Annotated in this window: 21 protein-coding genes; 8 read left to right on the top strand and 13 right to left on the bottom strand. The window is 70.6% G+C overall.

The window, feature by feature from the left end; translation table 11 throughout:
• Positions 1–9: 9 nt before the first annotated feature.
• Entirely contained in the window at positions 10–1,497 is a 1,488-nt protein-coding gene (locus DVK05_RS03890) for an aldehyde dehydrogenase family protein (RefSeq protein WP_121562090.1), read from the top strand.
• A gap of 55 nt (positions 1,498–1,552) precedes the next feature.
• On the opposite strand, the gene tenA is transcribed toward DVK05_RS03890, so the two are convergent.
• Positions 1,553–2,212: a thiaminase II gene (gene tenA, locus DVK05_RS03895; protein ID WP_121562091.1), complete on the bottom strand. Its 660-nt coding sequence runs from the start codon at positions 2,210–2,212 to the stop codon at positions 1,553–1,555.
• Between the two features lie 150 nt (positions 2,213–2,362).
• The gene (locus tag DVK05_RS03900) at positions 2,363–2,638 is read right to left on the bottom strand and encodes a cytochrome C oxidase subunit IV family protein (protein ID WP_053772186.1); all 276 of its coding nucleotides are present in this window, start codon (positions 2,636–2,638) and stop codon (positions 2,363–2,365) included.
• Positions 2,639–2,814: 176 nt separating this feature from the next.
• Between DVK05_RS03900 and DVK05_RS03905 the strand changes: the two genes are divergently transcribed.
• Positions 2,815–3,333: a hypothetical protein gene (locus DVK05_RS03905; RefSeq protein WP_121562092.1), complete on the top strand. Its 519-nt coding sequence runs from the start codon at positions 2,815–2,817 to the stop codon at positions 3,331–3,333.
• Between the two features lie 56 nt (positions 3,334–3,389).
• On the opposite strand, the gene DVK05_RS03910 is transcribed toward DVK05_RS03905, so the two are convergent.
• Positions 3,390–3,914: a halocyanin domain-containing protein gene (locus tag DVK05_RS03910; RefSeq protein ID WP_121562093.1), complete on the bottom strand. Its 525-nt coding sequence runs from the start codon at positions 3,912–3,914 to the stop codon at positions 3,390–3,392.
• Positions 3,915–4,061: 147 nt separating this feature from the next.
• Between DVK05_RS03910 and DVK05_RS03915 the strand changes: the two genes are divergently transcribed.
• Positions 4,062–4,652 carry a hypothetical protein gene (locus DVK05_RS03915; protein ID WP_121562094.1) on the top strand — a complete coding sequence of 197 codons (591 nt, stop codon included), beginning with the start codon at positions 4,062–4,064 and terminating at the stop codon, positions 4,650–4,652.
• Between the two features lie 38 nt (positions 4,653–4,690).
• Here DVK05_RS03915 and DVK05_RS03920 read toward each other — a convergent pair whose 3' ends face one another.
• Positions 4,691–5,839 (bottom strand): acyl-CoA dehydrogenase family protein, encoded by a 1,149-nt coding sequence (locus DVK05_RS03920; RefSeq protein WP_121562095.1) that lies wholly within the window; start codon positions 5,837–5,839, stop codon positions 4,691–4,693.
• Positions 5,840–5,951: 112 nt separating this feature from the next.
• Here DVK05_RS03920 and DVK05_RS03925 point away from each other — a divergent pair, with 112 nt between their 5' ends.
• Positions 5,952–6,749 (top strand): RIO1 family regulatory kinase/ATPase, encoded by a 798-nt coding sequence (locus tag DVK05_RS03925; RefSeq protein ID WP_121562096.1) that lies wholly within the window; start codon positions 5,952–5,954, stop codon positions 6,747–6,749.
• A gap of 55 nt (positions 6,750–6,804) precedes the next feature.
• Here the strand turns inward: DVK05_RS03925 and DVK05_RS03930 are convergent, their stop codons facing one another.
• Genes DVK05_RS03930 through DVK05_RS03955 form a run of 6 tightly spaced genes read right to left on the bottom strand, consistent with a single transcriptional unit; the run spans position 6,805 to position 12,805 of the window.
• Complete coding sequence (locus tag DVK05_RS03930; protein ID WP_121562097.1) at positions 6,805–7,740, bottom strand: DMT family transporter; 936 nt, start codon at positions 7,738–7,740, stop codon at positions 6,805–6,807.
• Positions 7,741–7,793: 53 nt separating this feature from the next.
• Positions 7,794–8,537, bottom strand: a complete 744-nt coding sequence (locus DVK05_RS03935) for an ABC transporter ATP-binding protein (RefSeq protein WP_121562098.1) — start codon at positions 8,535–8,537, stop codon at positions 7,794–7,796.
• Entirely contained in the window at positions 8,534–9,322 is a 789-nt protein-coding gene (locus DVK05_RS03940; RefSeq protein ID WP_121562448.1) for an ABC transporter ATP-binding protein, read from the bottom strand. Before DVK05_RS03940 ends, DVK05_RS03935 begins: the two co-directional genes overlap by 4 nt.
• A complete protein-coding gene (locus DVK05_RS03945; protein WP_121562099.1) occupies positions 9,315–10,496 on the bottom strand; it encodes a branched-chain amino acid ABC transporter permease in 1,182 nt (393 codons plus the stop codon). The genes DVK05_RS03940 and DVK05_RS03945 overlap by 8 nt, the downstream gene beginning before the upstream one ends.
• On the bottom strand, positions 10,493–11,452 hold the full coding sequence (locus DVK05_RS03950; protein WP_121562100.1) for a branched-chain amino acid ABC transporter permease: 960 nt from the start codon (positions 11,450–11,452) through the stop codon (positions 10,493–10,495). The genes DVK05_RS03945 and DVK05_RS03950 overlap by 4 nt, the downstream gene beginning before the upstream one ends.
• 9 nt (positions 11,453–11,461) lie before the next feature.
• Positions 11,462–12,805 carry an ABC transporter substrate-binding protein gene (locus tag DVK05_RS03955; protein ID WP_121562101.1) on the bottom strand — a complete coding sequence of 448 codons (1,344 nt, stop codon included), beginning with the start codon at positions 12,803–12,805 and terminating at the stop codon, positions 11,462–11,464.
• A gap of 182 nt (positions 12,806–12,987) precedes the next feature.
• Here DVK05_RS03955 and DVK05_RS03960 point away from each other — a divergent pair, with 182 nt between their 5' ends.
• A complete protein-coding gene (locus DVK05_RS03960) occupies positions 12,988–13,839 on the top strand; it encodes a proline dehydrogenase family protein (RefSeq protein WP_121562102.1) in 852 nt (283 codons plus the stop codon).
• Between the two features lie 13 nt (positions 13,840–13,852).
• Here the strand turns inward: DVK05_RS03960 and DVK05_RS03965 are convergent, their stop codons facing one another.
• Complete coding sequence (locus DVK05_RS03965) at positions 13,853–14,590, bottom strand: helix-turn-helix domain-containing protein (RefSeq protein WP_121562103.1); 738 nt, start codon at positions 14,588–14,590, stop codon at positions 13,853–13,855.
• A gap of 88 nt (positions 14,591–14,678) precedes the next feature.
• On the opposite strand from DVK05_RS03965, the gene DVK05_RS03970 reads away from it, so the two are divergent.
• A complete protein-coding gene (locus tag DVK05_RS03970) occupies positions 14,679–16,199 on the top strand; it encodes an aldehyde dehydrogenase family protein (protein ID WP_121562104.1) in 1,521 nt (506 codons plus the stop codon).
• Positions 16,200–16,241: 42 nt separating this feature from the next.
• Here the strand turns inward: DVK05_RS03970 and DVK05_RS03975 are convergent, their stop codons facing one another.
• Positions 16,242–17,189 carry a DUF5821 family protein gene (locus tag DVK05_RS03975; protein ID WP_121562105.1) on the bottom strand — a complete coding sequence of 316 codons (948 nt, stop codon included), beginning with the start codon at positions 17,187–17,189 and terminating at the stop codon, positions 16,242–16,244.
• Between the two features lie 148 nt (positions 17,190–17,337).
• On the opposite strand from DVK05_RS03975, the gene DVK05_RS03980 reads away from it, so the two are divergent.
• Positions 17,338–18,135 (top strand): aldo/keto reductase, encoded by a 798-nt coding sequence (locus DVK05_RS03980; RefSeq protein ID WP_121562106.1) that lies wholly within the window; start codon positions 17,338–17,340, stop codon positions 18,133–18,135.
• A 26-nt stretch (positions 18,136–18,161) separates the two neighbouring features.
• Here the strand turns inward: DVK05_RS03980 and DVK05_RS03985 are convergent, their stop codons facing one another.
• Positions 18,162–19,199, bottom strand: a complete 1,038-nt coding sequence (locus tag DVK05_RS03985) for a phosphotransferase family protein (RefSeq protein ID WP_121562107.1) — start codon at positions 19,197–19,199, stop codon at positions 18,162–18,164.
• A gap of 145 nt (positions 19,200–19,344) precedes the next feature.
• On the opposite strand from DVK05_RS03985, the gene DVK05_RS03990 reads away from it, so the two are divergent.
• Positions 19,345–21,465, top strand: coding sequence for a hypothetical protein (locus tag DVK05_RS03990; protein ID WP_121562108.1), 2,121 nt, complete (start codon positions 19,345–19,347; stop codon positions 21,463–21,465).
• The last annotated feature ends 89 nt before the right edge of the window (positions 21,466–21,554 follow it).

The following is a 21,554-nucleotide window of genomic DNA, read 5'->3' on the forward strand; positions in this document are numbered from 1 at the left end:
TAAAACGGGATGAGTGACCTATCGATCGACGCGGACTGGGACCGGCTCTACGTCGACGGCGAGTGGCGGACCGGCGAGCGAGGCGAGACCATCGCCGTCGAGGACCCCTCGACGCGCGAGACGGTGACCGAGGTACCGCGCGGCACCGAGGCGGACGTGGACGCGGCCTACGAGGCCGCGGCCGAGGCGCAGGCGTCGTGGGGCGAGCAGCCGCCTGCGCGCCGGCAGGCGGTGATCGAGCAGTTCCACGAGGCGCTCGACGCTCACGCCGACGAGATCATCGAGCTGCTGGAGTACGAGGTCGGCGGCTCGGCGATCATGGGCGAGACGTCGATCCAGATCGCGGGCGACCACGTGAGCGAGGCCGCGACGCTCCCGCGCCGGATGAAGGGCGAACACGCCGCCTCCAACATCCCGGGCAAGGAGAACCAGCTCCAGGTCGGCCCGAAGGGCGTCGTCACGGTCATCTCGCCGTGGAACTTCCCGCTGAACCTCTCGATGCGGGCCGTCGCGCCCGCCATCGCGGCCGGGAACGCGGTCGTGTTGAAGCCCTCGACGAACTCGCCGATCACCGGCGGGCTGCTGTTCGCGAAGCTGTTCGAGGAGACCGACCTCCCCGACGGCGTCCTCAACGTCGTCACCGGCCGCGGCTCCGAGATCGGCGACCGCGTCGCGAGCCACCCCGAGAGCGACGTGGTCGCGTTCACCGGCTCGACGGAGGTCGGCCAGCACGTCGCGAGCCTCGCCGGCGAGAACCTCGCCGTCCCGGCGATGGAGCTCGGCGGCAACAACGCGCACGTCGTCACCGCGGACGCCGACGTCGACCGCGCGCTCGACGCCGCCGCGTTCGGCTCCTTCGTCCACCAGGGACAGGTGTGTATCTCGATCAACCGCCACGTCGTCCACGAGGACATCTACGACGAGTACGTCGCGGGCCTCGTCGACCGCGCCGAGTCGCTGCCGACCGGGAGCGTCCACGACCCCGAGACGATCGTCGGCCCGATCATCGACGAGTCGCAGCGCGACGAGATGCTGGAGTACGTCGACGAGACGGTCGAGGCCGGCGCGACGCTGGAGACGGGCGGCCGCACGGTCGACGTCGACGGCGTCGACGACTCGCTGGTCGTCGCGCCGACCGTCCTCTCGGGCGTCACGAACGACATGCCGGCGGCGGCGAACGAGCACTTCGGCCCCATCGCCCCGGTGATCCCGTTCTCCGACGTGGACGAGGCGGTGGCGATCGCCAACGACACCGAGTACGGGCTCTCCGGCGCGGTCCACTCCGGCGACCTCGGCACGGCGAAGGAGATCGCCGACCGCATGGAGACCGGCAACGTCCACATCAACGACCAGCCGATCAACGACGAGGCGCACGTCCCGTTCAGCGGGATCGGCGCCTCCGGCGTCGGGCACTACAACAGCGACGCGTTCCTCTCGGAGATCACCGAGACGAAGTGGATCTCGATCCAGCACGAGCCGCGCGAGTACCCGTTCTGAGGCGACCGCGCCGTCGGCGCGGCCGCTGACCGGCGCGCTCCGTCGACACGCCGCGTCAGACGCGCCACTCCTCCTCGGTGTAACACATCTCCCAGAAGGCGTGTTCGAGCCGGGCGCTCCGCAGGAACGCCGCCCGCATCGCGTCGCGCTCGCCCGGATACGCCTCGGCGTGCCGGTCCACGAGGTCGCGCATCCAGGCGACCGTCTCGCGGAAGGCGTCGCTCGTGTACTTCTCGATGAACGGGGTGTAGCGGTGCTCCTCGGTCGCGCGGTCGGCCATGTGGTCGGCGACGTCGAGGTAGCCCTGTCCGCACGGGTAGACGGCGGCGACGATCTCCGCGATCGACCCCTCGTGGGCCGTCCGGACGAGGAAGTCGGTGTAGGCCGCGCAGGTCGGCGCCTTCTCGACCGCCTCCAGGTCCGCGGCCGAGAGGCCGTAGTCGGCGGCGAACGAGCGGTGGAGGTCCATCTCGTCGTCGAGCGTGGCGTGTGCGGTCGCCGTCAGCCGCCGGGTCGTCTCCTCGTCGTCCGCCTTCGTCCCCGCGATCGAGAAGACGCGCGCGTAGTCGAGGAGGTACCGGTAGTCCTGTCGCACCCAATGTCTGAACGCCGCCTCGTCCAGTTTCCCGTCCGCCAGCTCGACGACGAACGGGTGCTCCTTCTGCGCGTCCCAGATGTCCGATCCGGCCTCGAGGAGTCGGTCGCTGAACGCCATCTCGTCCGAGGGTCCGTTTCGGACTAAGTTATAACTAACTAATATTACTTGGTAATAACAGCCGGCGGCAACGGGGATGGAGTCGCTCCACGGAAAGCGGGAGGGTCGAGAGAAGATCCGGGAGGGGAGTCCGCGGCCGTCGCGGGGTCGTTACGAGATGGAGTACGTCGCGGCCGCCATCAGCAGCATGGTGAGCGCGAGCGCGAGGCCCATCAGGTAGGTCAGCGAGCGGTTCTCCCACCGGAGGTGCTGGAAGTACGCGACGATGAGCAGCGTCTTGACCGTCGCGATCACCAGCGTCCCGGCGATCGCCGTCGTGTACGAGAACTCGATGAACGACGTCTCGAAGAGCGCGAAGTTCAGCGTCGCCGCGACGAGGAGGGCGACGTATATCGCCGAATACAGTTTCACGGAGTCGTGCGCCATCTTACACCTCACTTCGTCCCTGCGCTTAAAGAATTAACCATCCGGGGGCCCCCGACCTCGGCGCCGAGCGAGTCCGCGCCGGCGTCCGAGGGCGCGCGCAGCCGTTCCGGATCCCGAAACGCCTATCCGCGCGACGGCCGGACCTGCGGTCGGTCGCAGACACGACCGGTGCTCCCGTGACTCCGCTGGAACCGACGGACGACCTGCTCGAATCGCTGTACGTCGTCAACAAGGTCGCAAAGCAGTTCGCCGACGAGGCCACCGCGGCCTACGAGCGCGGCGACGTCACCGAGAGCAACGTCCGCTCGGCCCGCAAGGACGCCCTCTACCGGCTCAAGACCGCCGTGCTCTCCCGCGTGGTCGCGTACGACGCCGACGGGGTCACCGGCGAGTACCACGCCATCAACGGCGACGTGTGGCTGTTCCTCACCGTCGGCGACTGGCACTTCCACCAGCCGCCGCACGCGATCGGCGGCGACCTCACCGACGCGATCGCGATCTCGAACTCCCGGGCGAACCCGATCGACGCCCCCTACGAGCGCGACGCCGCCGTGCGGCGCTCGGACCGGACGCTCGAAGAGGCGCTGTCGCGGCTCGCCGAGGTCGGCGCCAACGCCAACGACCACCTCGCGCGGCCGACGGTCACCAGCGAGCACGACCGGATCGTCGACGTCCGCTGGTCGTTCCTCTCGTGAGCGCCGTTCCGCCGCCGAAAAAATAGCGTTCCGTCGGACCGCCGGTCGGGACCGATTCAGGCCTCGACGACTTCGATCGCGCCGAGCATCCCGTTCGCCTGGTGAGGCGTGCACTGGTACAGCTGGATCCCGGTGTTGTCGAACGACTGCTCGAACGTGGTCCCCTCCTCGGAGACCGCGTTTCCGCTGTTGAAGTCGGACTCGGAGGCCTCGACGGAGGCGACGTTGTGCGCCCCGCCGGTCCCGGTCCACTCCCAGACGACGGTCGTGCTGGAGTCGATGCGGATCGCCGCCGGCGAGAAGGCGAACCCGACGTCGCCGGCGCCGACCTGGACGGTCACCTCGTCCTGTCCGGTGAAGTCCATGATGGTCCCCTCGTACATCCGAGCGTCCGAGAGGTACTCGTCGATCTCGTCGGGAACGTCGTCGACCGCGTTCCCGCCGCCGGACCCGTCGCCGCCGTCGCCGCCGTCCGACCCGTCGCCGCCGTCGCCGCCGCCCGAACAGCCGGCGAGCGTTCCGATGGTCAGCGCGGCGCCGGTCCCGGCGAGATACCGCCGTCTGGACAGTTTGTCAGACATCACCTGAAGTAGGGGACGAAGCCTTACAAACCCCGTGATGGCTCTCGGATCGCGGGAACGCGCCGAGGGGAAATCGGCCCGCTCGGCGCGCCGCGGACCCGCCGGGGAGGGGCGGGTTTATCGCGCTCCGGACCCTTCCGGCGACCAATGCGCGAAGACGCGCTGGCGACCCGGCTCGTCGAACACTACGAGGCGACGGCCGACGACCCGGCGATCCGCCTCGAAGAGCCGTACGACGCCGAGGGGCGCGAGGGCGTCGTCGATCTGTTCGTCCGGACGCGGACGCCGGAGCCGGTCGACCGCGTGATCGAGCTCAAGGCGGACGCCGCGGTCCGGCGCGCCACGGGCGCGAACGAGGTCCTCCGACAGTACCGGCGGATGGAGCGGTACTTCCACGCCGACGAGCGCCACGCGCTGCGTCCCAAGCTCGGGCGGACCGAGCCGGGCGCCCGCTACCTGCTCTGTTTCGCGCCGACGCCCACCTGCGTCCACCACGTCGCGACGAACCGCACGCTGTACGGCTCCGTCGACCGGGACGCGTACGCCGGCGACGTGCCGGCGGTCCGAACCGTCGCGTTCCTGACGGGGCTGGAGGGCGACCCGGCCGAACTGGGCCTCGTGTCCGTCAACGGGGACGCGACGTTCGGGTCGGCGCCGTTCAAGCGAGCGGTGCCGGACGACTCGCGGCTCGCCGAGAGCTTACGCGGCGTCGACGACGACCTGATCGAGTTCCCCTGAGGTCGGCCGGCTGGCGACCGAGAATGGGAGACGGTCCTTCAGAGGCCGAGTTCGCGCCCGATGACGACGTGTTGGATCTCGCTCGTCCCCTCGCCGATCTCCATCAGCTTCGCGTCGCGGTAGAAGCGCTGCGGCGCGAAGTCGGTGGTGTAGCCGTAGCCGCCGAGCGTCTGGACCGCCTCCTCGGCCACCTCGCGGGCGGCCTCGCTGGCGTCGAGCTTGGCGAGCGCCGACTCGCGCGTGACCGACTCGCCGGCGTCGTACTTCGAGGCGGCGCGGTGGGTCAGCAGGCGGGCGCGCTCGATCTGGCGGTGCATGTGGACCACCTTGTCGCGGACGGCGTCGAACTTCGATATCGGCTTGCCGAACTGCTCCCGCTCGCCCGCGTACTCCTTTGCGGCCTCGTAGGCGCCCTGCGCGAGTCCGACCGAGAGCGCGGCGATGGAGATGCGCCCGCCGTCGAGCGTCTTCATCGTCTGCGTCCAGCCGTCGCCCTCCTCGCCGAGGAGCCGGTCCGCCGGGATCCGCACGTCGTCGAAGGCTATCTCGCAGGTCGGCGAGCTGTTCAGGCCCATCTTGTCCCAGACGGTCGTCACCTCGAACCCGTCGTCGGCGTCGGGGTCGACGATGAACGTCGAGATGCCGTCGTACCCCGCCTCGGGGTCCGTCACCGCCTTCACGAGGATCGAGTTGGCGACGTTCGCGTTCGTGATGAACTGCTTGGTGCCGTTCAGCACGTACTCGTCCGCGTCGGCGTCGTACTCGGCGGTCGTGTCCATGTCGGAGGCGTCCGAGCCGCTGCCGGGCTCGGTGAGCGCCCACGCGCCGAGCCCCTCCCCCTCCGCGAGCGGGCGGAGCCACCGCTCCTTCTGTTCGTCGGTCCCGAACAGGTCGATCGGCTTCGCGCCCAGGGAGGTGTGGGCGGCGTACGAGAGCCCGATCCCGCCGGAGACGCGGCCGAGTTCCTCCGTGACCAGCGCGTACATCAGCTGATCGCCGCCGAGACCGCCGTACTCCTCCGAGACCGGGACGCCCATCATGTCCAGGTCCGCGAGCGACTCGAACACCTCCTCGGGGAAGCGGTGTTCGTCCTCGATCTCCTGCGCGATGGGCGCGATCTCCTCCTCGCAGAACTCCCGGACAGTGTCGCGTATCATCCGGTGCTCGCCGGGTACCTCGAAGTCCATGGGCAAGAATTGCGACCCGCGGGCATAAACGATGCGAACGTCCGTGACAGACCGCGGCGCGCGGCGGTCCGCGAGGCCGACGACTTATGCCGCGTCGCCGCGTTCCGCCGGTATGGAGTTCCGGCAGCTCGTCCGCGGCCGCGTCGACTGGCCCGACATCGAGCGGGTCGCGCGCGAGCTGGCGGCCCGGTACGACCGCGACGAGATGCGGGTGCGCTTCCTCGACGCCGACAACTGGCTGTCGACGCCGATGGTCGTTGACGAGGACCTCTTCGTGAAGGTGATCACGCGACAGAACACGCTCGTCCACGCGCTGTTCACCACCGGGCGGAACCTCGGCGCGTTCTCGGCCGGCACGGAGGGGTTCTTCGAGCGCCACGAGACGCCCTACGAGATGGCGCGCCACGAGCTGGAGGCGACCCGGCGCGTCCGCGAGCTCGGGGTCAACGCGCCCGAGCCCGTCGAGGCGTTCGAGGTCGGCGACCTCGGCGTGCTCGTGTTGGAGTACCTCCCCGAGTTCCGCACGCTGGGGGAGCTCGACGCGGCGGCCGTCGCCGAGCTCGCCCCCGAGCTGTTCGGGACGCTCCGGACCATCCACGACGCCGGCCTCGCGCACGGCGACCTCCGCGCCGAGAACGTTCTCGTCGCCGACGGCGAACTCTACGTCATCGACGCGACCCGCGTGAGCGAGGACGGCCGCGAGGCGGCGCGCGCCTACGACCTCGCGAGCGCGCTGGCGGCGCTGGAGCCGCTGGTCGGCGCCGCCGAGACGGTCTCGGCCGCGCTGACGAGCTACTCGACGGACGAGCTCCTCGCCGCGCGCCGGTTCCTCGACTTCGTCGCGATCCGGCCGGACCACGACTTCGACGCCACGGAGCTGACCGGCGAGCTCGAAAAGCGGACGACGTAGCGCGAGGGTCGGCAACCGACCCGGCGACGCCCGACCCGGCGGCCCCTTACGCGGATCATTCCGCGGTCGGATCGGGCGGACCGTCGCCTTCGTCCGCGCGCTCGCGGCCGACGACCCAGATGCCGACGGCCATCAGCGCGCCGCCGGCGACGAAGCCGGACCCGAGCGACTCCCCGAGCAGCGCCGCGCCGAGCGCCGCCCCGACGGCGGGCTGTGCGAAGAAGAAGACGGCGACCGTCCCCGCGGAGACGTACTCCAACCCCTTGTACCAGAGGAACCACGCCGCCGCCGTCGACGCCAGCCCGAGGTACAGCACCGCGCCGGCCGACTCGGCGGTCAGCGGGAGGTCGGCCGGCGAGCGGCCGAGGACCCACAGCTCGCCGGCGGCGAGGGCGCCCAGCATCGGGACGCTCGCCAGCGAGGAGTAGGTCGCCGCCCGGAGCGCCCCGTGACGCCTGACCGCGCGGACTCCCCAGACGGTGTAGCCGGCCCACGCCGCGCTCGCGAGGAGCAGCAGCGCCACCCCGAGCAGGTTGCCGGCGGCGACGGCGGCGAGGTCGTACCGGCCGGCGAGCACGACCGCGGTGCCGACCCCCGCGACCGCCATTCCGGCGGCCTTCCTCCCCGTGACGCGCTCCCCGAGCACGAGCGCGCCCAGCGCCACGGTGAAGACGGGGGTCAACACCGTCAGGAGCGAGCCCTGGCTCGCGTTCGTCAGCTCCGTCCCGACGAACTGCGTCGCGACCGTGAGGGTCACCCAGCCGCCGAGCGCCGCGAAGGTGGCCCACTCGCCGCGCGAGGGCGGGGGACCGCCGCGGGCGGTGACGACGAGCAGGAGCGCCACGGCGCCCAGCGTCACCCGGAGGAACCCCAGCGTGACCGGCGGGATCAGCGCGAACCCCCACTTGCTGACGACGTACATCCCGCCCCACAGCGACGCGGCTGCGAGGGGGGCGAGCGCGAAGGCGTATCGACTCGGTCCGGGTGACATCGTGAACGGCGTCAGAGAACCGCTACCGTCTCGCAAAAGGGTGTCGAGAGGAGTCAGCCGCCGAGGTACAGCTGCGAGACCTCGTCGTCGTTCAGCAGCTCCTCGGGCGTCCCCTCGAACCGGACCGTCCCCTGGTCGAGGACGTAGCCGCGGTCGGAGATGCCGAGCCCCTTCGTCACGTTCTGCTCGACCATCAGGATCGCCGTGTCCATGTCGTTGACCTCCTGGACGTCGGCGAACACGTCGTCGGCGGTGTTCGGCGCGAGGCCGGCCGACGGCTCGTCGATGAGGAGCACGTCGGGCTCCATCACGAGCGCCCGCGCGAACGCGAGCACCTGACGCTGGCCGCCGGAGAGCGTCTTCGCCTTCGCGGTCCGCTTCTCTTCGATGATCGGGAACCGGTCGTACAGCGTCTCGATGACCGCGTCGAGGCCGCCGTCGCGGGCGACCCCGCCCATCCGGAGGTTCTCGTCTATCGTCAGCGAGCCGAACACGTTGTCGGTCTGCGGGACGTAGCCGATCCCCTCGCGGACGATCTCCTCGGGCGCCATGCCGCCGATCTCGCGGCCGTGGTACTCGACGGTCCCCGTCCACGGCGTCAGCATGCCGAACGCCGTCTTGAGCACCGTCGACTTCCCGGCCCCGTTGGGCCCGACGAGACAGACGATCTCGCCCGGATCGAGCCGGACCGAGAGGTCGTCGAGCACCTGTACCTCCCCGTACCCGCTGTCGACGCCCGACAGCGCGAGCACCGGGTCGGTCCCGGCGCCCGAGCCGGCCTCGGGAGCGTCGCTCACGCGCCACCCCCGAGGTACGCGTCGATGACGCGGTCGTCGCTCCGCACCTCATCGGGCGTCCCCTCGGTCAGCACGTGCCCCTGGTCTAAGACGACGATCGGATCGGCGAGGTCCATCACGAACTCCATGTCGTGCTCGATGAGCAGGAACGTCGTCCCCTGGTCGTTGAGCCGCCGTATCTGTCGCTTCAGCTTCTTCGCGAGCGTCGGGTTCACCCCCGCTACCGGCTCGTCGAGCAGGAGGACCTCCGGCTCGGCGAGCATCGCCCGCGCGAGCTCGACGAGCTTCATCTGCCCGCCGGAGATGTCCGTCGCGGGCTGCGCGGCGAGGTGGTCGATCTCGAAGTCCGCCAGTATCCGCTCGGCCTCGGCGAGGTTCGCCGACTCGCTGTCGGCGACCGTCCCCGGCGACGCGAACAGCGTCAGGAACGACTCGCCGGGCTGTTTCCGCGGCCCGACCAGCATCGCCTCGCGGACCGTCATTCCCTCCAGCTTGCGCGGCGTCTGGAACGTCCGGACGAGCCCGTGGTCGGCGACCTGATACGGCTCCATGCCGGTCACGTCGGTCCCGTTGACCTCGACGGTCCCGCCGTCCGGCTCGTAGAAGCCGGAGATGAGGTTGAACAGCGTCGACTTGCCGGCGCCGTTCGGGCCGATGAGCCCGGTGATCGTGCCGCGCTCGACGGCGAACGTCGCGTGGTCCGTCGCCGCGAGCCCGCCGAACGACTTCTGGAGGTCGTCGACGCGCAACACGGCGTCCTGCTTGGGGAGCGCGCCCTCACTCACCGTCACCACCTCCCTTGCGCTCGCGGACGCCGCTGTCCGGCTGCTCGGGGCGTCCGCCCCCGTCGACCGCGCTCGGCCAGATCAGCTCCCGCTGCGGCGGGAGGACCCCCTGCGGCCGGTAGCGCATGACGGCGATGATCACGACGCCGATGAGCAGCAGCCGCAGCGGCGCGGGGTCGACCGGCAGCGCCACGTCGTTGAGGAACCGCGTCCCCTCGCGGATCGCGACGATGACGATCCCGCCGAACAGCGCGCCGCGGTTGGAGCCGCTGCCGCCTAAGATTACGGCGACCCAGGCGTAGAACGTCGTGATCGGGTCGAGGTCGCCCGGCCCGACGTAGAGGTTCAGGTGCGTGTAGAACACGCCCGCCAGCGCCATGATCAGGCTCCCGAGGACGAACGACTGCATCTTGAACGAGTAGGTGTTCTTCCCCAGCGCCCGCGCGAGGTCCTCGTCGGAGCGGATCGTCCGCAGGACGCGGCCCCACGGCGACCGGTGCGCGCGCCGGAGGACGAAGTAGGTCGCCCCCGCGAACGCGAGCACCAGCAGGACGTTCAGCGAGGCCTGCCAGAAGGCGGTCTCCAAGAACACCGGCGACCCCGGCACGACCTCCAGCCGGAGCCCGGGCATCGCCTCCGGGAACGTCGACAGCACCGGCCAGCCGGCGAAGAACCCGGGAATGCCCCGGACCCCCGCGCTGCCGTTCGTCAGCCAGCGCTCGTTGAGGACGACGAGCCGGACGACCTCCGCGAGCCCCAGCGACGCGATGGCGAGGTAGTCGGCCCGGAGCCGCAGCGTCGGGATCCCGATGAGGAGCGCCAGCACGAGCGCGACGAACAGGGCGACGGCGAGGCCGACGAGCGGGCTGAGCCCGCCCGCGATCGGCGAGCCGTCTGCGGTCATCAGCGCGGAGCCGTACGCGCCGATCCCGAAGAACGCCGCGACGCTGAAGTTGATCAGGCCGGTGTACCCCCACTGCGCGTTGAGCCCGAAGGACAGCAGCGCGTACATGCCCGCGAGGCCGACGAGGAAGAGGAAGTACGTCGGGCCGAGCCCGCCCGTCAGCAGCGCGGCCAGCAGGAACAGCGCGAACGCGGCGCTGACGCCGAGGACCCACCGCTCCGGGCGGCTCAGGTCCGTCACCGCCGCCTTCGCGTCGTCGAGGCGACTCATGTCGCCCCCTCGCCGGCGATCCCGTTGGGGCGGACTAACAGGACCGCGACCATGATCACGAAGGCGATAGCGTTCGCGTACTCGATGCTGACCAGGCTCTCGAGGAGGCGCGCGAGCCACCCCGGCCAGATCGGGAGCGCTTCGACCACGTCGGAGAAGAACGGTGTGAGCTGGTTGATCATGCCGATGAGGAAGCCGCCCGCCATCGCGCCGTAGACGGAGCCGATCCCGCCGAGGATCACCGCCGCGAATATCACGAGGAGGAGGTTGAACCCCATCCGCGGCGAGAGCTGGTTGAACAGCCCGAGGAACACGCCGCCGGCGCCGGCCAGCCCGGCGCCGATGACCCACGTCCAGAGCTTGACCCGCTTCGTCCGGATCCCGCTGACCCGCGCGAGGTCGGGGTTGTCGGCCATCGCGCGCATCTTCCGGCCGAGGTCGGTGTACTGGAGCAGCACGTGGAGCCCGACGACGAGTATCACGGCCGAGACGACGATCGCCACGTCGTGGAGCGTCACCCGGATCCCGAGGGGGACGAGCGACTCGATCGGCCGCAGCGGCTGGATGTCGAACCGCGTGAAGTCGGAGCCGAACCGGATCTGGATCAGCGCGCGGTAGACGAAGGCGATCCCGATGGAGGTGATAAGCAGGCCGATCGAGTCGATCTCCAGCGGCTCGTAGATCAGCCGCTCGGTGACGACCGCGACGACCGCCGCGGCGGCGATGCCGACGACCAAGGCGACGAAGAACCCGAACGGCAGTCCGAGCACCGCGCCGCCGAGCCCGCCGATCGCGCCGAACGTCACGAGCGCGGTGTACGCGCCGATCGTCATCGTGTCGCCGTGCGCGAAGTTCGCGAAGTCCGCGATGCTGTACACGAGCGACAGCCCGATGCTGCCGAGGACGATGATGCTGCTGAAGACCAGCCCGTTGGCCAGGTATCCGAGGACGGTCATCGGTCGGAGTTAGCCTTCGACGAAGTCGATGCCTTCGTACTCGTGGTTCTGGACCTCCAAGACCTGGAGGAACCCGACCGGGTCCCCGTCCTCGTTGAAGTCGATGGGCCCGCTGACCCCCTGGTAGTCCACGTCGTCGGGACCGCCGCCGTCCGCGAGGATCTCGCTGGCGGCCTCGAACGAGGTCACCTGCTCGCCCTCGGGGCCGGAGACGCGCCGGACGGTCTCCTGGAGCGCGGCGCCGCTGAACTCGTCGGCGGCCTGGATCGCCAAGGCGGCGTTGATGACGCAGTCGTACGCGTACGCCGCCCACGAGGTCGGGCGACGCCCGTACTCGGACTCGAAGGCGTCCGCGAACGACTGGTAGTTCTCCTCCTCGACGGGCGCGGAGGGGACGACGATCTTCATGCCGTCGATGCTCCCCTCAGGGGTGTTCTCCAGGACGTTGTCGCCGGAGACGGAGTCGGCGCCGTAGAACTGCGCCTCGTAGCCCGACGAGAACACCTCGTTGACCATCGTGGCGAACTCCGCCTGGTAGGTGACGAACAGCCACGCGTCCGCGCCGGAACTGTTCATCTCGGAGACGACGCCGGAGTAGGACTGCTGGTCCTGGTCGTGGGGCGTGTTGTACACCACGTCGCCGTCGTAGGCCTCGACGAACGCGTCGGTGAGGCTCTGCCCGTAGTCGTTGTTGACGTAGGTGACCGCCACCTCGTCGTAGCCGTCGTCGGCGATGATGTTCGAGAGCGCGAGCGACTGGCTGCGGCCGGACGGCGACATCCGGAGGAGCCCCGGGAAGTCGGTGAGGTTGAGCCCGGTGGAGTTCTGACTCAGCTGGACCACGTCGGTCCCCTCGACGACGCTCTCGTAGATGGCGAGCGAGACGCCGGAGCCGACCGCGCCGATGAGGAACGGGACGCCGTCCTGGTTGACGAGCTTCTGCGCGGCGGCGATGCCGCCCTGGTTCTCGCTCTCGGAGTCCTCGGTGATCAGGGCGAGGTCGCGGCCGTCGATGCCGACGTCGTTGACGCGCGACAGGGCGAGTTCGACGCCGCGCTGGTTCCGCTCGCCGAACGCCGACAGCGACCCGGTCAGCGAATCGACCATCCCGATCTCGTACGGGCCGGTCGAGTCGCCGCCGTCGCCGCCGTCGCTCCCGTCGCCGCCGTCGCCCCCGTCACTTCCGTCGCTGCCGTCGCTGCCGTCGCTGCCGTCGGATCCGTCCGACCCGTCGCCGCCGTCGCCCCCGTCGTCGGTCGTGCTCAGGCAGCCGGACAGGGCGATCACTCCCGCGCCGCCGGTCAGTTTCAGCAGGGTACGCCGGTCAGCCACGTCCGTGGTATCTCGTGACATGTTTATCCGGTAGTCCGGAGCACATCCGGGTATCTTAACCCCGGCCCGTCCATGGTCGGGACGAGCGGTTCGACCCGCCGAATTCGTACGTACGGGCACCGTCGCATATTTATACGGCCCATATACGTTCGCAAGAATTGGTCGGGTGGCAGTATATAGCGGCCCGGGGTCGCGGTGTACACATGCTACCGCCCATCGCGAGCAATTTCGTCGCCGGGGAGACGCCCGAGGCGGCGCTCGCCCACGTCGAGGGGCTGAACGACCGCGGCGTGGCCGGCATCCTGAACCTGCTCGGCGAGCACTACGAGGAGCGGCCGCCCGCCGACGAGGACGCGGACGCCTACGTCGACCTCGTCGGATCGATCGCGGACCGCGACGTCGACGCCTGCGTCTCGGTGAAGTCGAGTCAGATTGGCCTCGACGTCGGCGACGACGTCTTCCGCGAGAACCTCGCTCGGATCGTCGCGGCGGCCAACGAGGGGGCCGGGGGGGACGGGACGTTCGTCTGGATCGACATGGAGGACCACGAGACCACCGACGTGACGCTCGACGCCTTCGAGCGACACGCGCGCGAGACCGACGGCAATGTCGGCGTCTGCGTCCAGGCGAACCTGAAGCGGACCCGAGAGGACCTTGAACGGCTCGCGGCGCTCCCGGGCAAGGTCCGGCTGGTCAAGGGCGCCTACGACGAGCCCGCCGACATCTCCTACAAGAAGAAGGCGCGCGTCGACGAGTCGTACCGCGACTGCCTCGCGTACATGTTCGAGGCGTTCGACGACGGGGTCGCGGTCGGGAGCCACGACCCGGCGATGATCGAGCACGCGGCCGAGCTCCACGCCGAACACGGGACCCCCTACGAGGTCCAGATGCTGACCGGCGTCCGCGAGTCGGCGCAGTTCGACCTCGCGGCGGACGGGGTGACCGTGTACCAGTACATCCCGTACGGCAGCAAGTGGTTCTCGTACTTCTACCGGCGCGTCCGGGAGCGCAAGTCGAACGCGCTGTTCGCGCTGCGGGCCGTCGTCGGCCGCTGACCCGCGGCCGGGGTCACGGGTCCAGGAGCTTCGACTCCGCCTTCCGCAGGTGTTCGAGCAGCGTCGTCTTCGAGACGTCCATGTCGTCGGCGAGTTCCCGGGTCGACGCCTCGCGGGGCCACTCGTAGTAGCCGACCTCGCGCGCGTGCTCGTACACGGCCCGCTGCGTCGGGGTCAGCGTGTCGAGCCGCTGCTCGCGGGGGGTCCGCCCAGCGTGCCCGGTCGACGACATCGACTCCACCGTCACCTCGGCGCCGGACGCCGCCTGGACCGCGTCGAGCGACTCGCGGATGTCCGTCCGCTCGCCGACGAAGCACACCTGCCACTCCTCCCGTCCGTCCTCGATCCGGACCGGCGCGCTGTGGACGAAGCCGTGTTCGAGCAGCGTCGGACACACCATGTCGGCGGGGTCGTACTCTAAGAAGAACTCGCGGACGACGTTCCCCGGCGCGTCCCGCGCGCGTCCGAACCGCTCCCGTAGCTCCAGGAGGTTGCCGGCGCGGTCGGAGTCGCGGATCGCGTCGAGGAGCGCCTCGACCTCGTCCGTGGTGTCCGCGAAGGCGGTGAACAGCCCGTTCACGGAGTCGGGCGCGTCGGCGTCGGTCCGCGGCGAGTTGTAGATGGCGTGCGCGAGCACGCCGCCGTCCGTCTTGCCCGTCGCCTCGATGGCCCAGCAGTTCGGGTGCCACAGGTCGAGCGTCAGCCTGGTTCCGCCCCAGTCCCCCCGCCCCTCCGCGTCGGTCGTCGCCATTATCCGACACAGTAGGTACCGCACCACGAAGACCCTGCCGCCCATGGTAGGGTGGGTTATTTGGACGTGCCGACGGTAACCGCCACACATGGCGCAGCCCTACCAGCACTACATCGACGGCGAGTGGGTCGACGGCGACGGGTCCGAGACCTTCGAGAGCGCGAACCCCGCGACCGGGGAGTCCTTAGGCGAGTTCCGACGCGGGACCCCCGACGACGTGGAGCGCGCGGTCGACGCCGCGGACGCGGCGTTCGAGGAGTGGCGCGAGCTCTCGCGGATCCAGCGCGCGGAGTACCTCTGGGACGTGTACCACGAGCTCCGCGACCGGACGGACGAGCTCGGAGCGGTGGTCTCGAAGGAGTGCGGCAAGGAGATCAGCGAGGGGAAAGCCGACGTGGTCGAGGCCGCGCACATGGTCGAGTGGGCCGCGGGCGACGCCCGGCACCCGAAGGGCGACATCGTCCCCTCGGAGATCCCGTCGAAGGACGCGTACATGCGCCGGAAGCCGCGCGGCGTCACCGGCTGTATCACGCCGTGGAACTTCCCGGTCGCGATCCCGTACTGGCACATGGCCATCGCGCTGGTCGAGGGGAACACCGTCGTGTTCAAGCCCGCCGAACAGACCCCGTGGTGCGCGCAGATCATCGCGGAGATGTTCGACGACGCCGGGATCCCGGACGGCGTGTTCAACATGGTCCAGGGGTTCGGCGACGCCGGCAACGCGATCGTCGAGCACGACGACGTCTCGACCGTCCTCTTCACCGGCTCCGCGGAGGTCGGCCACCACATCCAGGACAAGCTCGGCGGCGTCGCCGGCAAGCGCGCGGCCTGCGAGATGGGCGGCAAGAACGCCATCGTGGTCACCGAGGAGGCGGACCTCGACGTCGCGGTCCACTCCGCGGTGATGTCCTCGTTCAAGACAACCGGCCAGCGCTGCGTTTCCTCCGAGCGCCTGATCGTCCACACCGACGTGTACGACGAGTTCAAAGAGCGGTTCGTCGAGGTCGCGGAGTCGGTCGCCGTCGGCGACCCCCTCGACGAGGACACGTTCATGGGGCCGCTGATCGAGCCGGAGCACTTGGAGAAGGTAACCGAGTACAACGAGCTCGCCCGCGAGGAGGACGTGAACGTCCTCGTCGACCGGACGGAACTCGACGCCGACGAGATCCCCGACGGCCACGCGGACGGCAACTGGATCGGCCCGTTCGTCTACGAGGCGGACCCCGACGCCGACCTGCGGTGTACCCACGAGGAGGTGTTCGGTCCCCACGTCGCCCTGCTTGAGTACGAGGGCGGCATCGAGCGCGCCGTAGAGATCCAGAACGACGTGGACTACGGGCTGGCCGGCGCGATCATCTCCGAGGACTACCGACAGATCAACTACTACCGCGACCGCGCCGAGCTGGGGCTGGCGTACGGGAACCTCCCGTGTATCGGCGCCGAGGTCCAGCTCCCCTTCGGCGGCGTGAAGAAGTCCGGTAACGGCTACCCCTCCGCCCGCGAGGCCATCGAAGCCGTCACCGACCGCACCGCGTGGACCCTGAACAACTCGAAGGAGATCGAGATGGCGCAGGGGCTCTCCGCGGACATCAAGACCACCGACGACTGACGAGCCGCGATCGACCCCGCGGTCTCGCCGCTCGCACCGCTCTCATTCCGTCACGTCGCGGACCGCCGCGACCGTCTCTTCGGGGGTCTCGGCCGCGGCGAGCGCGCCGCGGGGCGCCAGCCGCTCCCGCGGTCGCCCGACCGGCTGCGGCTCGGCGACCGTCTCGATCAGGTCGGCCGCCCGCAGGAGCCGTTTTATCCGCGTGAACGTCGAGGGGCTCCCGAGCCCCGCGTCCTCGCAGGCCCGCCGGAGGGTGCGGTCGAGGACGCCCTCGCGCGCGCCGACCGCGTAGGCGCGGACGCGGGCCGCTTCCGGGTCGGGACCGTCCGCGCTCGCGTCGCCCGTACCTTCCGGCGTGTCGCCCGCGCTGTCCACCGTGCCGCCGGCGTCGTCGGTCACGTCGAGCGCGCGGAGCACCGCCGCCGCGACCGACTCGTCGCACCGCGCGGCGATCCCCTCGTACACCCGCCGTCGACTGGGCGTCCGGAGCCCGTACGGCTCCGCGTCGGCGAACCGCGTCCCGTACCGCTCGCGGAGCGAGGCGTCGTCGCCGACCGGGAACCATCCACCCGGTTCCACGGTTGCCCCGGCGCGCTCGCTACCGATCAGTGCGAAGCCGGTCTCCTCGCCCGCCAGCACCGGGTTCGGCTGCGGCGCGTCGAGGACGCGGAGGGCGACGGCGTCGGCGTCGACGAGCGCCGCGAGCCGGCTCGCCGACCGGAACCCCGCCGTCGCGTCGTCGACCGCGCCCTCGCCTGCGAGCACCTTCAGCGTCGGGAGTCTCGACGGGTCGGGGTCGTCCGCGCCCGTGTCGCCCGCGCCGCCCGACAGGTCCGCGACGCTCGGCTCGACGAGCGTCGGCGCGGCCTCGCGGTACGCCGCGACGACCGCGCGGAGCAGCCGCGGTCCGGGGTCGACGAGGAGTGGCTCGGCGAACGCGCCGAGCCGGAGCGGCTCGGGTGTCGAGGGGAGCGCGGGGCCGGTCGCCATCTCAGGCCACCCTACGGACGCGACGGATTAAGCGTGCGGGACGCGGCGGCGCGGGACGCGGCGGCGCGGGACGCGGCGGCGCGGGGGCGTCAGATCGCCGCGTGCCGGCTCGCGCGCCTTTTTCACTCCGCGGCCGGAACCGTCTCGCGTGCCACCGCTCGACCTGTCGATCGGGCTCGGAACGTCCGGGCTCGACGACCCCGAGACCTGTACCGACACCGTCGCCGCGGCGCTGGACGCCGGCTACCGCCACGTCGACACCGCGCAGATGTACGACAACGAGGCCGCGGTCGGCGCGGGGATCGCCGCGAGCGACGTCGACCGCGACGACGTGGTCGTCGCCACGAAGGTCCACCCCGAGAACCTCGCGCCCGACGACGTGCGGGAGACGGCGCGCGAGAGCCTCGACCGCCTCGGCCTCGACCGCGTCGACCTCCTGTACGTCCACTGGCCGATCCGGGCGTACGACCCGGAGACGACGCTGCCGGCGTTCGACGGCCTCCGCGACGCGGGCGTGACCGACCACGTCGGCGTCTCGAACTTCACCCCCGACCTGCTGCGCGAGGCGCGCGAGATCCTCGACGCGCCGATCGCGGCCCACCAGGTCGAGTGCCACCCGCGGTTCCGCCAGCCGGAGCTGCGCGCGCTCGCCGCCGAGTTCGACCACCGCCTCGTCGGCTACTCCCCACTCGGCCGGGGCGAGATCCTCGACGACCCGGAGGTCGCCGCGATCGCGGAGCGGAACGACTGCTCGCCCGCGGTCGTCGCGCTCGCGTGGGCGCTCGACCGCGGCGTCGTCCCGATCCCGAAGGCGCGCGGCGACCACGTCCGCGAGAACCTCAGCGCGCTCGACGTCGACCTGCCAGACGCCGACCTCGACGCCATCGACGCGCTCGACCCGGGCGAGCGACGGATCGACCCGGACGACGCGGCGTGGAACCGCTGAGCCGGGCGGCCGACTCCCCGCCGCGGTCAGACGGCGTCGAGCCGCGCCCGTAACTCGGCGTCCGCGCGCTCGATCAGGGCGTCGACCGGCTCGTCGAGGTACGTCGCCCACTGGTCGACGAACCCCGACCGCCCGAGCATCCTGACGACCTCGTAGACGGGGCGGCGCCGCTCGAACCCCGCCGGGAGCCCCCCGGCCCGCTCGCGGTACCCCTCGCGGAGGGCGGCGGCGAACCGCTCCGGGCCGGTCGAGTCGAAGCCGTTGAGCAGTTGGTCCTCGGCGCGGACGAGGTCCCGCGCCGGGTCGCCGACGTGGGACAGCTCCCAGTCGATCGCCGCCACCGCGTCGGCGTCGACGAAGAGGTTCGGCTTCGTGACGTCGCCGTGGAGCAGCGCGGCCGGCGCCTCGTCGAGCGTCTCCCGGTTCGCGCGGACGCAGTCGATCACCGCGTCGTAGTGGCTCGCGAGCCGCTCGCTGGTGCCGATCTCGCGGGTCCGCTCGACCGTCGCGAGCAGCACGTCGGACCACGGCGCGAACTCTATCGAGAGTCCGGTCGGCCCGTCGGGTCCCGCGGACGTTCCTTTCTCCGCGGTCGCCGCGCGCTCCGCCTCGCTCCCGCGCTCCGTCCCTGCCCCGACTATCTCCCCGTGGTCCGGGAACCGGTCGGCGTGGAGCGCGGCGAGCGCGGCCCCGACGCGGCGGAGCAGTCGCTCGCGCTCGCCGTCGCTCGCCGCCTCGTAGGCGTCCAACAGCCCTCGGCCGGGCGCCGGCGCCGTCGCGAGGTACGCCGGGTCGCCGTCGGGATCGGCCGCCAGCACCTCGGGGACCGGCAGTGGCCCGTGTTCCGCGACGTACCGGAGCACGGCGCGCTCTCGGGCGAGCCGGCGGCTCTCGTCGGCCAGCGCGACCTTGAGGAACGCCCGGCCGCCGTCGGCGAAGACGACGCCCACCGTCTCGTTGGCGCCGTTCCACGAGGGGCCGACGCCCGTCAATCGGTCCACGGCCCGGTCCGGAAACGCCGCCGCGAGAGCCCGTTCGATCGGCTCCGAGCCGGCATCGTTCATGACCATCGTTCCGCGCGGAGCCGTGTTAACATTGTTGTCAGGACGGGAATAGTCATGGTGCGTGAAATCTCGGAACACGTTTCAGAATCCCGTAACCCGGTGATTATCGACACGCTCATACGTGTTGGCGAACCAGAATAAGCTCGTGAAAGACGGGGTTTCGGGCGAGCGTATCGGGTTCGAGGTCGACGGGACGACGCTCACGGTCCGCGACGTGATCGAGGGCGAGGAGATGGAGTTCCGCGTCGACCGCGAGCCGAAGCTCTCGCCGGCGCTTCCGGCGCTGTTCCCCTCCCCGGTCGACAACGCCGTCAGCTTCGAGGCGACGTCGTTCGTCGTCCCGGCGTACACGTCGATCGTCGTTCGCGACGCCGAGGGCGAGTTCGTCGAGCGCCCGAACGACCCGACGGAATTCCCGCGGGGATCGTACTGTGTCGAGACCACGGGCGCAGTGAAGTCGACCCTCAGGGTCGAAGACGCGGAGCTGTCGGTCAGCGGCGTCGAGGGACCGGAATCGGTCGAGATATCGCTGGACCGTCCCGCGATCGTCTCCCTCGGCGCCCGCTCGCTCCATACCCGTCCGGAGGCGACGATCACCGTCCCGGACGACCCGGAAGCCCTCGCGGAGGCGGTGTCGGTGCTGGGATCGTCCATCAGGGAGTTTTCGGCGGAGCGGTCCTGGCCGACGCTTCGCGGGTACCCGCCCCGCATCCGCCGAGGGGAATCGCTCGAAATCCCGAGCCCGCTGACCGTCCCCGACACCGGCGTCGAGGTAGTCGTCCGACCGACGTACGCCGACGTGTACCGCCTCTCGACGCTCGCCTATTACCTCGGGGCCCGGATGACGATCGGCGAGGCGCCTGCCGTCCGGCTCGACAACGGGTACACGGAGCGGCTTCCCACCGACGGCCACCGGCTCGAAGAGCGGACAACCGACCTACTTCGCACGTGGTTCTTCCTCGACACGCTCGTGCGGACCGACGGCTACATGATCTCTGACAGGGTGGAGTACGACCTGGTTGGTCCGCAACTGCCGTTTTACCCGCCGAACCTGAACGATCTCTCGCTGAGCGAACGGCTGATGGAGTTCCTTGAGGTCGACGCAGAGACCGTCGAGCCGTACGCTCCCGAGTGGGCGACGGAAGCGGTACTCCGTCCCGGCCCCGAAGGGGCCGAGCTTCTGCCGCACCTCGCGCACGTCCTCGCGCCGATTCGAGTCCGTGGCTCCGCCGAGGGGGTTCGCTCGGGGGATCCGGTCGGAGTCACGACGGCGGACCGCCCGACCGGAAGCCGATCGCTCTCCTCCCGCGAGGGCGACTCGGTTCCTACCCCGGATCCGATACCGGAGTGGACCGCCGCGGCGCTCCCGGCGGCGTACGAACACGAGCTTCGGCGGACGCCCCCGGAGGCCGGAGCCGCGAACGTCACCCTCCTCGTCCGGTCCGAGGAGCGAGCGCGGCGACTGCGCGAGGCGCTCACGAACCCGTCGACGCCGGCCGGCGTCGGGTCGCTCTCGGTTCTCGGAACCCCGACCGCGGACTCCGTCGCGGACGCGCTGTCGGACCCGTCGATCGACCTGTTGTACTCCGATCTCCCCGTTCGCGAAGGCCTGCCGGTCGCGGACGATCTCCCTCGTTACCCGGCGGCCGACGGCCGGTCGGCTCCGGCCGTCAGCGTCTTCGAGGGAAGCTCACGTCCCGCCGTCGCCGTCGACACGGTCCGCCGCGGCGGCACCGGGGGCGCGGTGATCGACGGTCACATCCCGGCGGACCAGGTTCGAACCGCGATCGAACTGCTCGCAGCGGAGGGCCTCCCGCTCGACACGGCCCTCGCGACGCTACGGCTTCCCAGTCACCCCCCGGTCCGCTTCGCGGGCAACTGCTCCACCAACGTGATGCCTCCGAATCCTCCGACGCCGAGGCTCATCTCCGTCGAGTCCGTCTCGGAGTCGCAACACCGAGTCATTTGGCGAACGGTGCTTTCCCCGGCTTCGTGGCTCGGGGCGGAGTATCAGATCGTCTACGACTGTTTCGACGAGAAGACACGGCTCGTGGGACGCGACCCGACGGAACAGCCGATTCTCTCCTCGGAAGTGGTGGCCGATTGCTCGGCCGAGCCCGATACCACGCTGTTCCTCAACGGTCAGTTCGTGCCCCCGACCGTCGATCTTACCGTCGAGGACGTCGAAGCATCGGCTCGGAAGGCGCTCGCGACCGACGAGTCCGACGCCCGCGACCCGACCGAACTCCGCAGCGAGTCCGAGTGACGCGACTGACGCTGCGCCGAGCGCCGCGAACCGAGACCGCCTCGGCGACGCCGTCGCGGATCACGCCCGGCGACATTTTTTATCCCCCG

It is taken from the genome of Halorubrum sp. Atlit-8R, assembly GCF_003666025.1.
In the GTDB taxonomy this organism is placed as follows: domain Archaea; phylum Halobacteriota; class Halobacteria; order Halobacteriales; family Haloferacaceae; genus Halorubrum; species Halorubrum salinarum.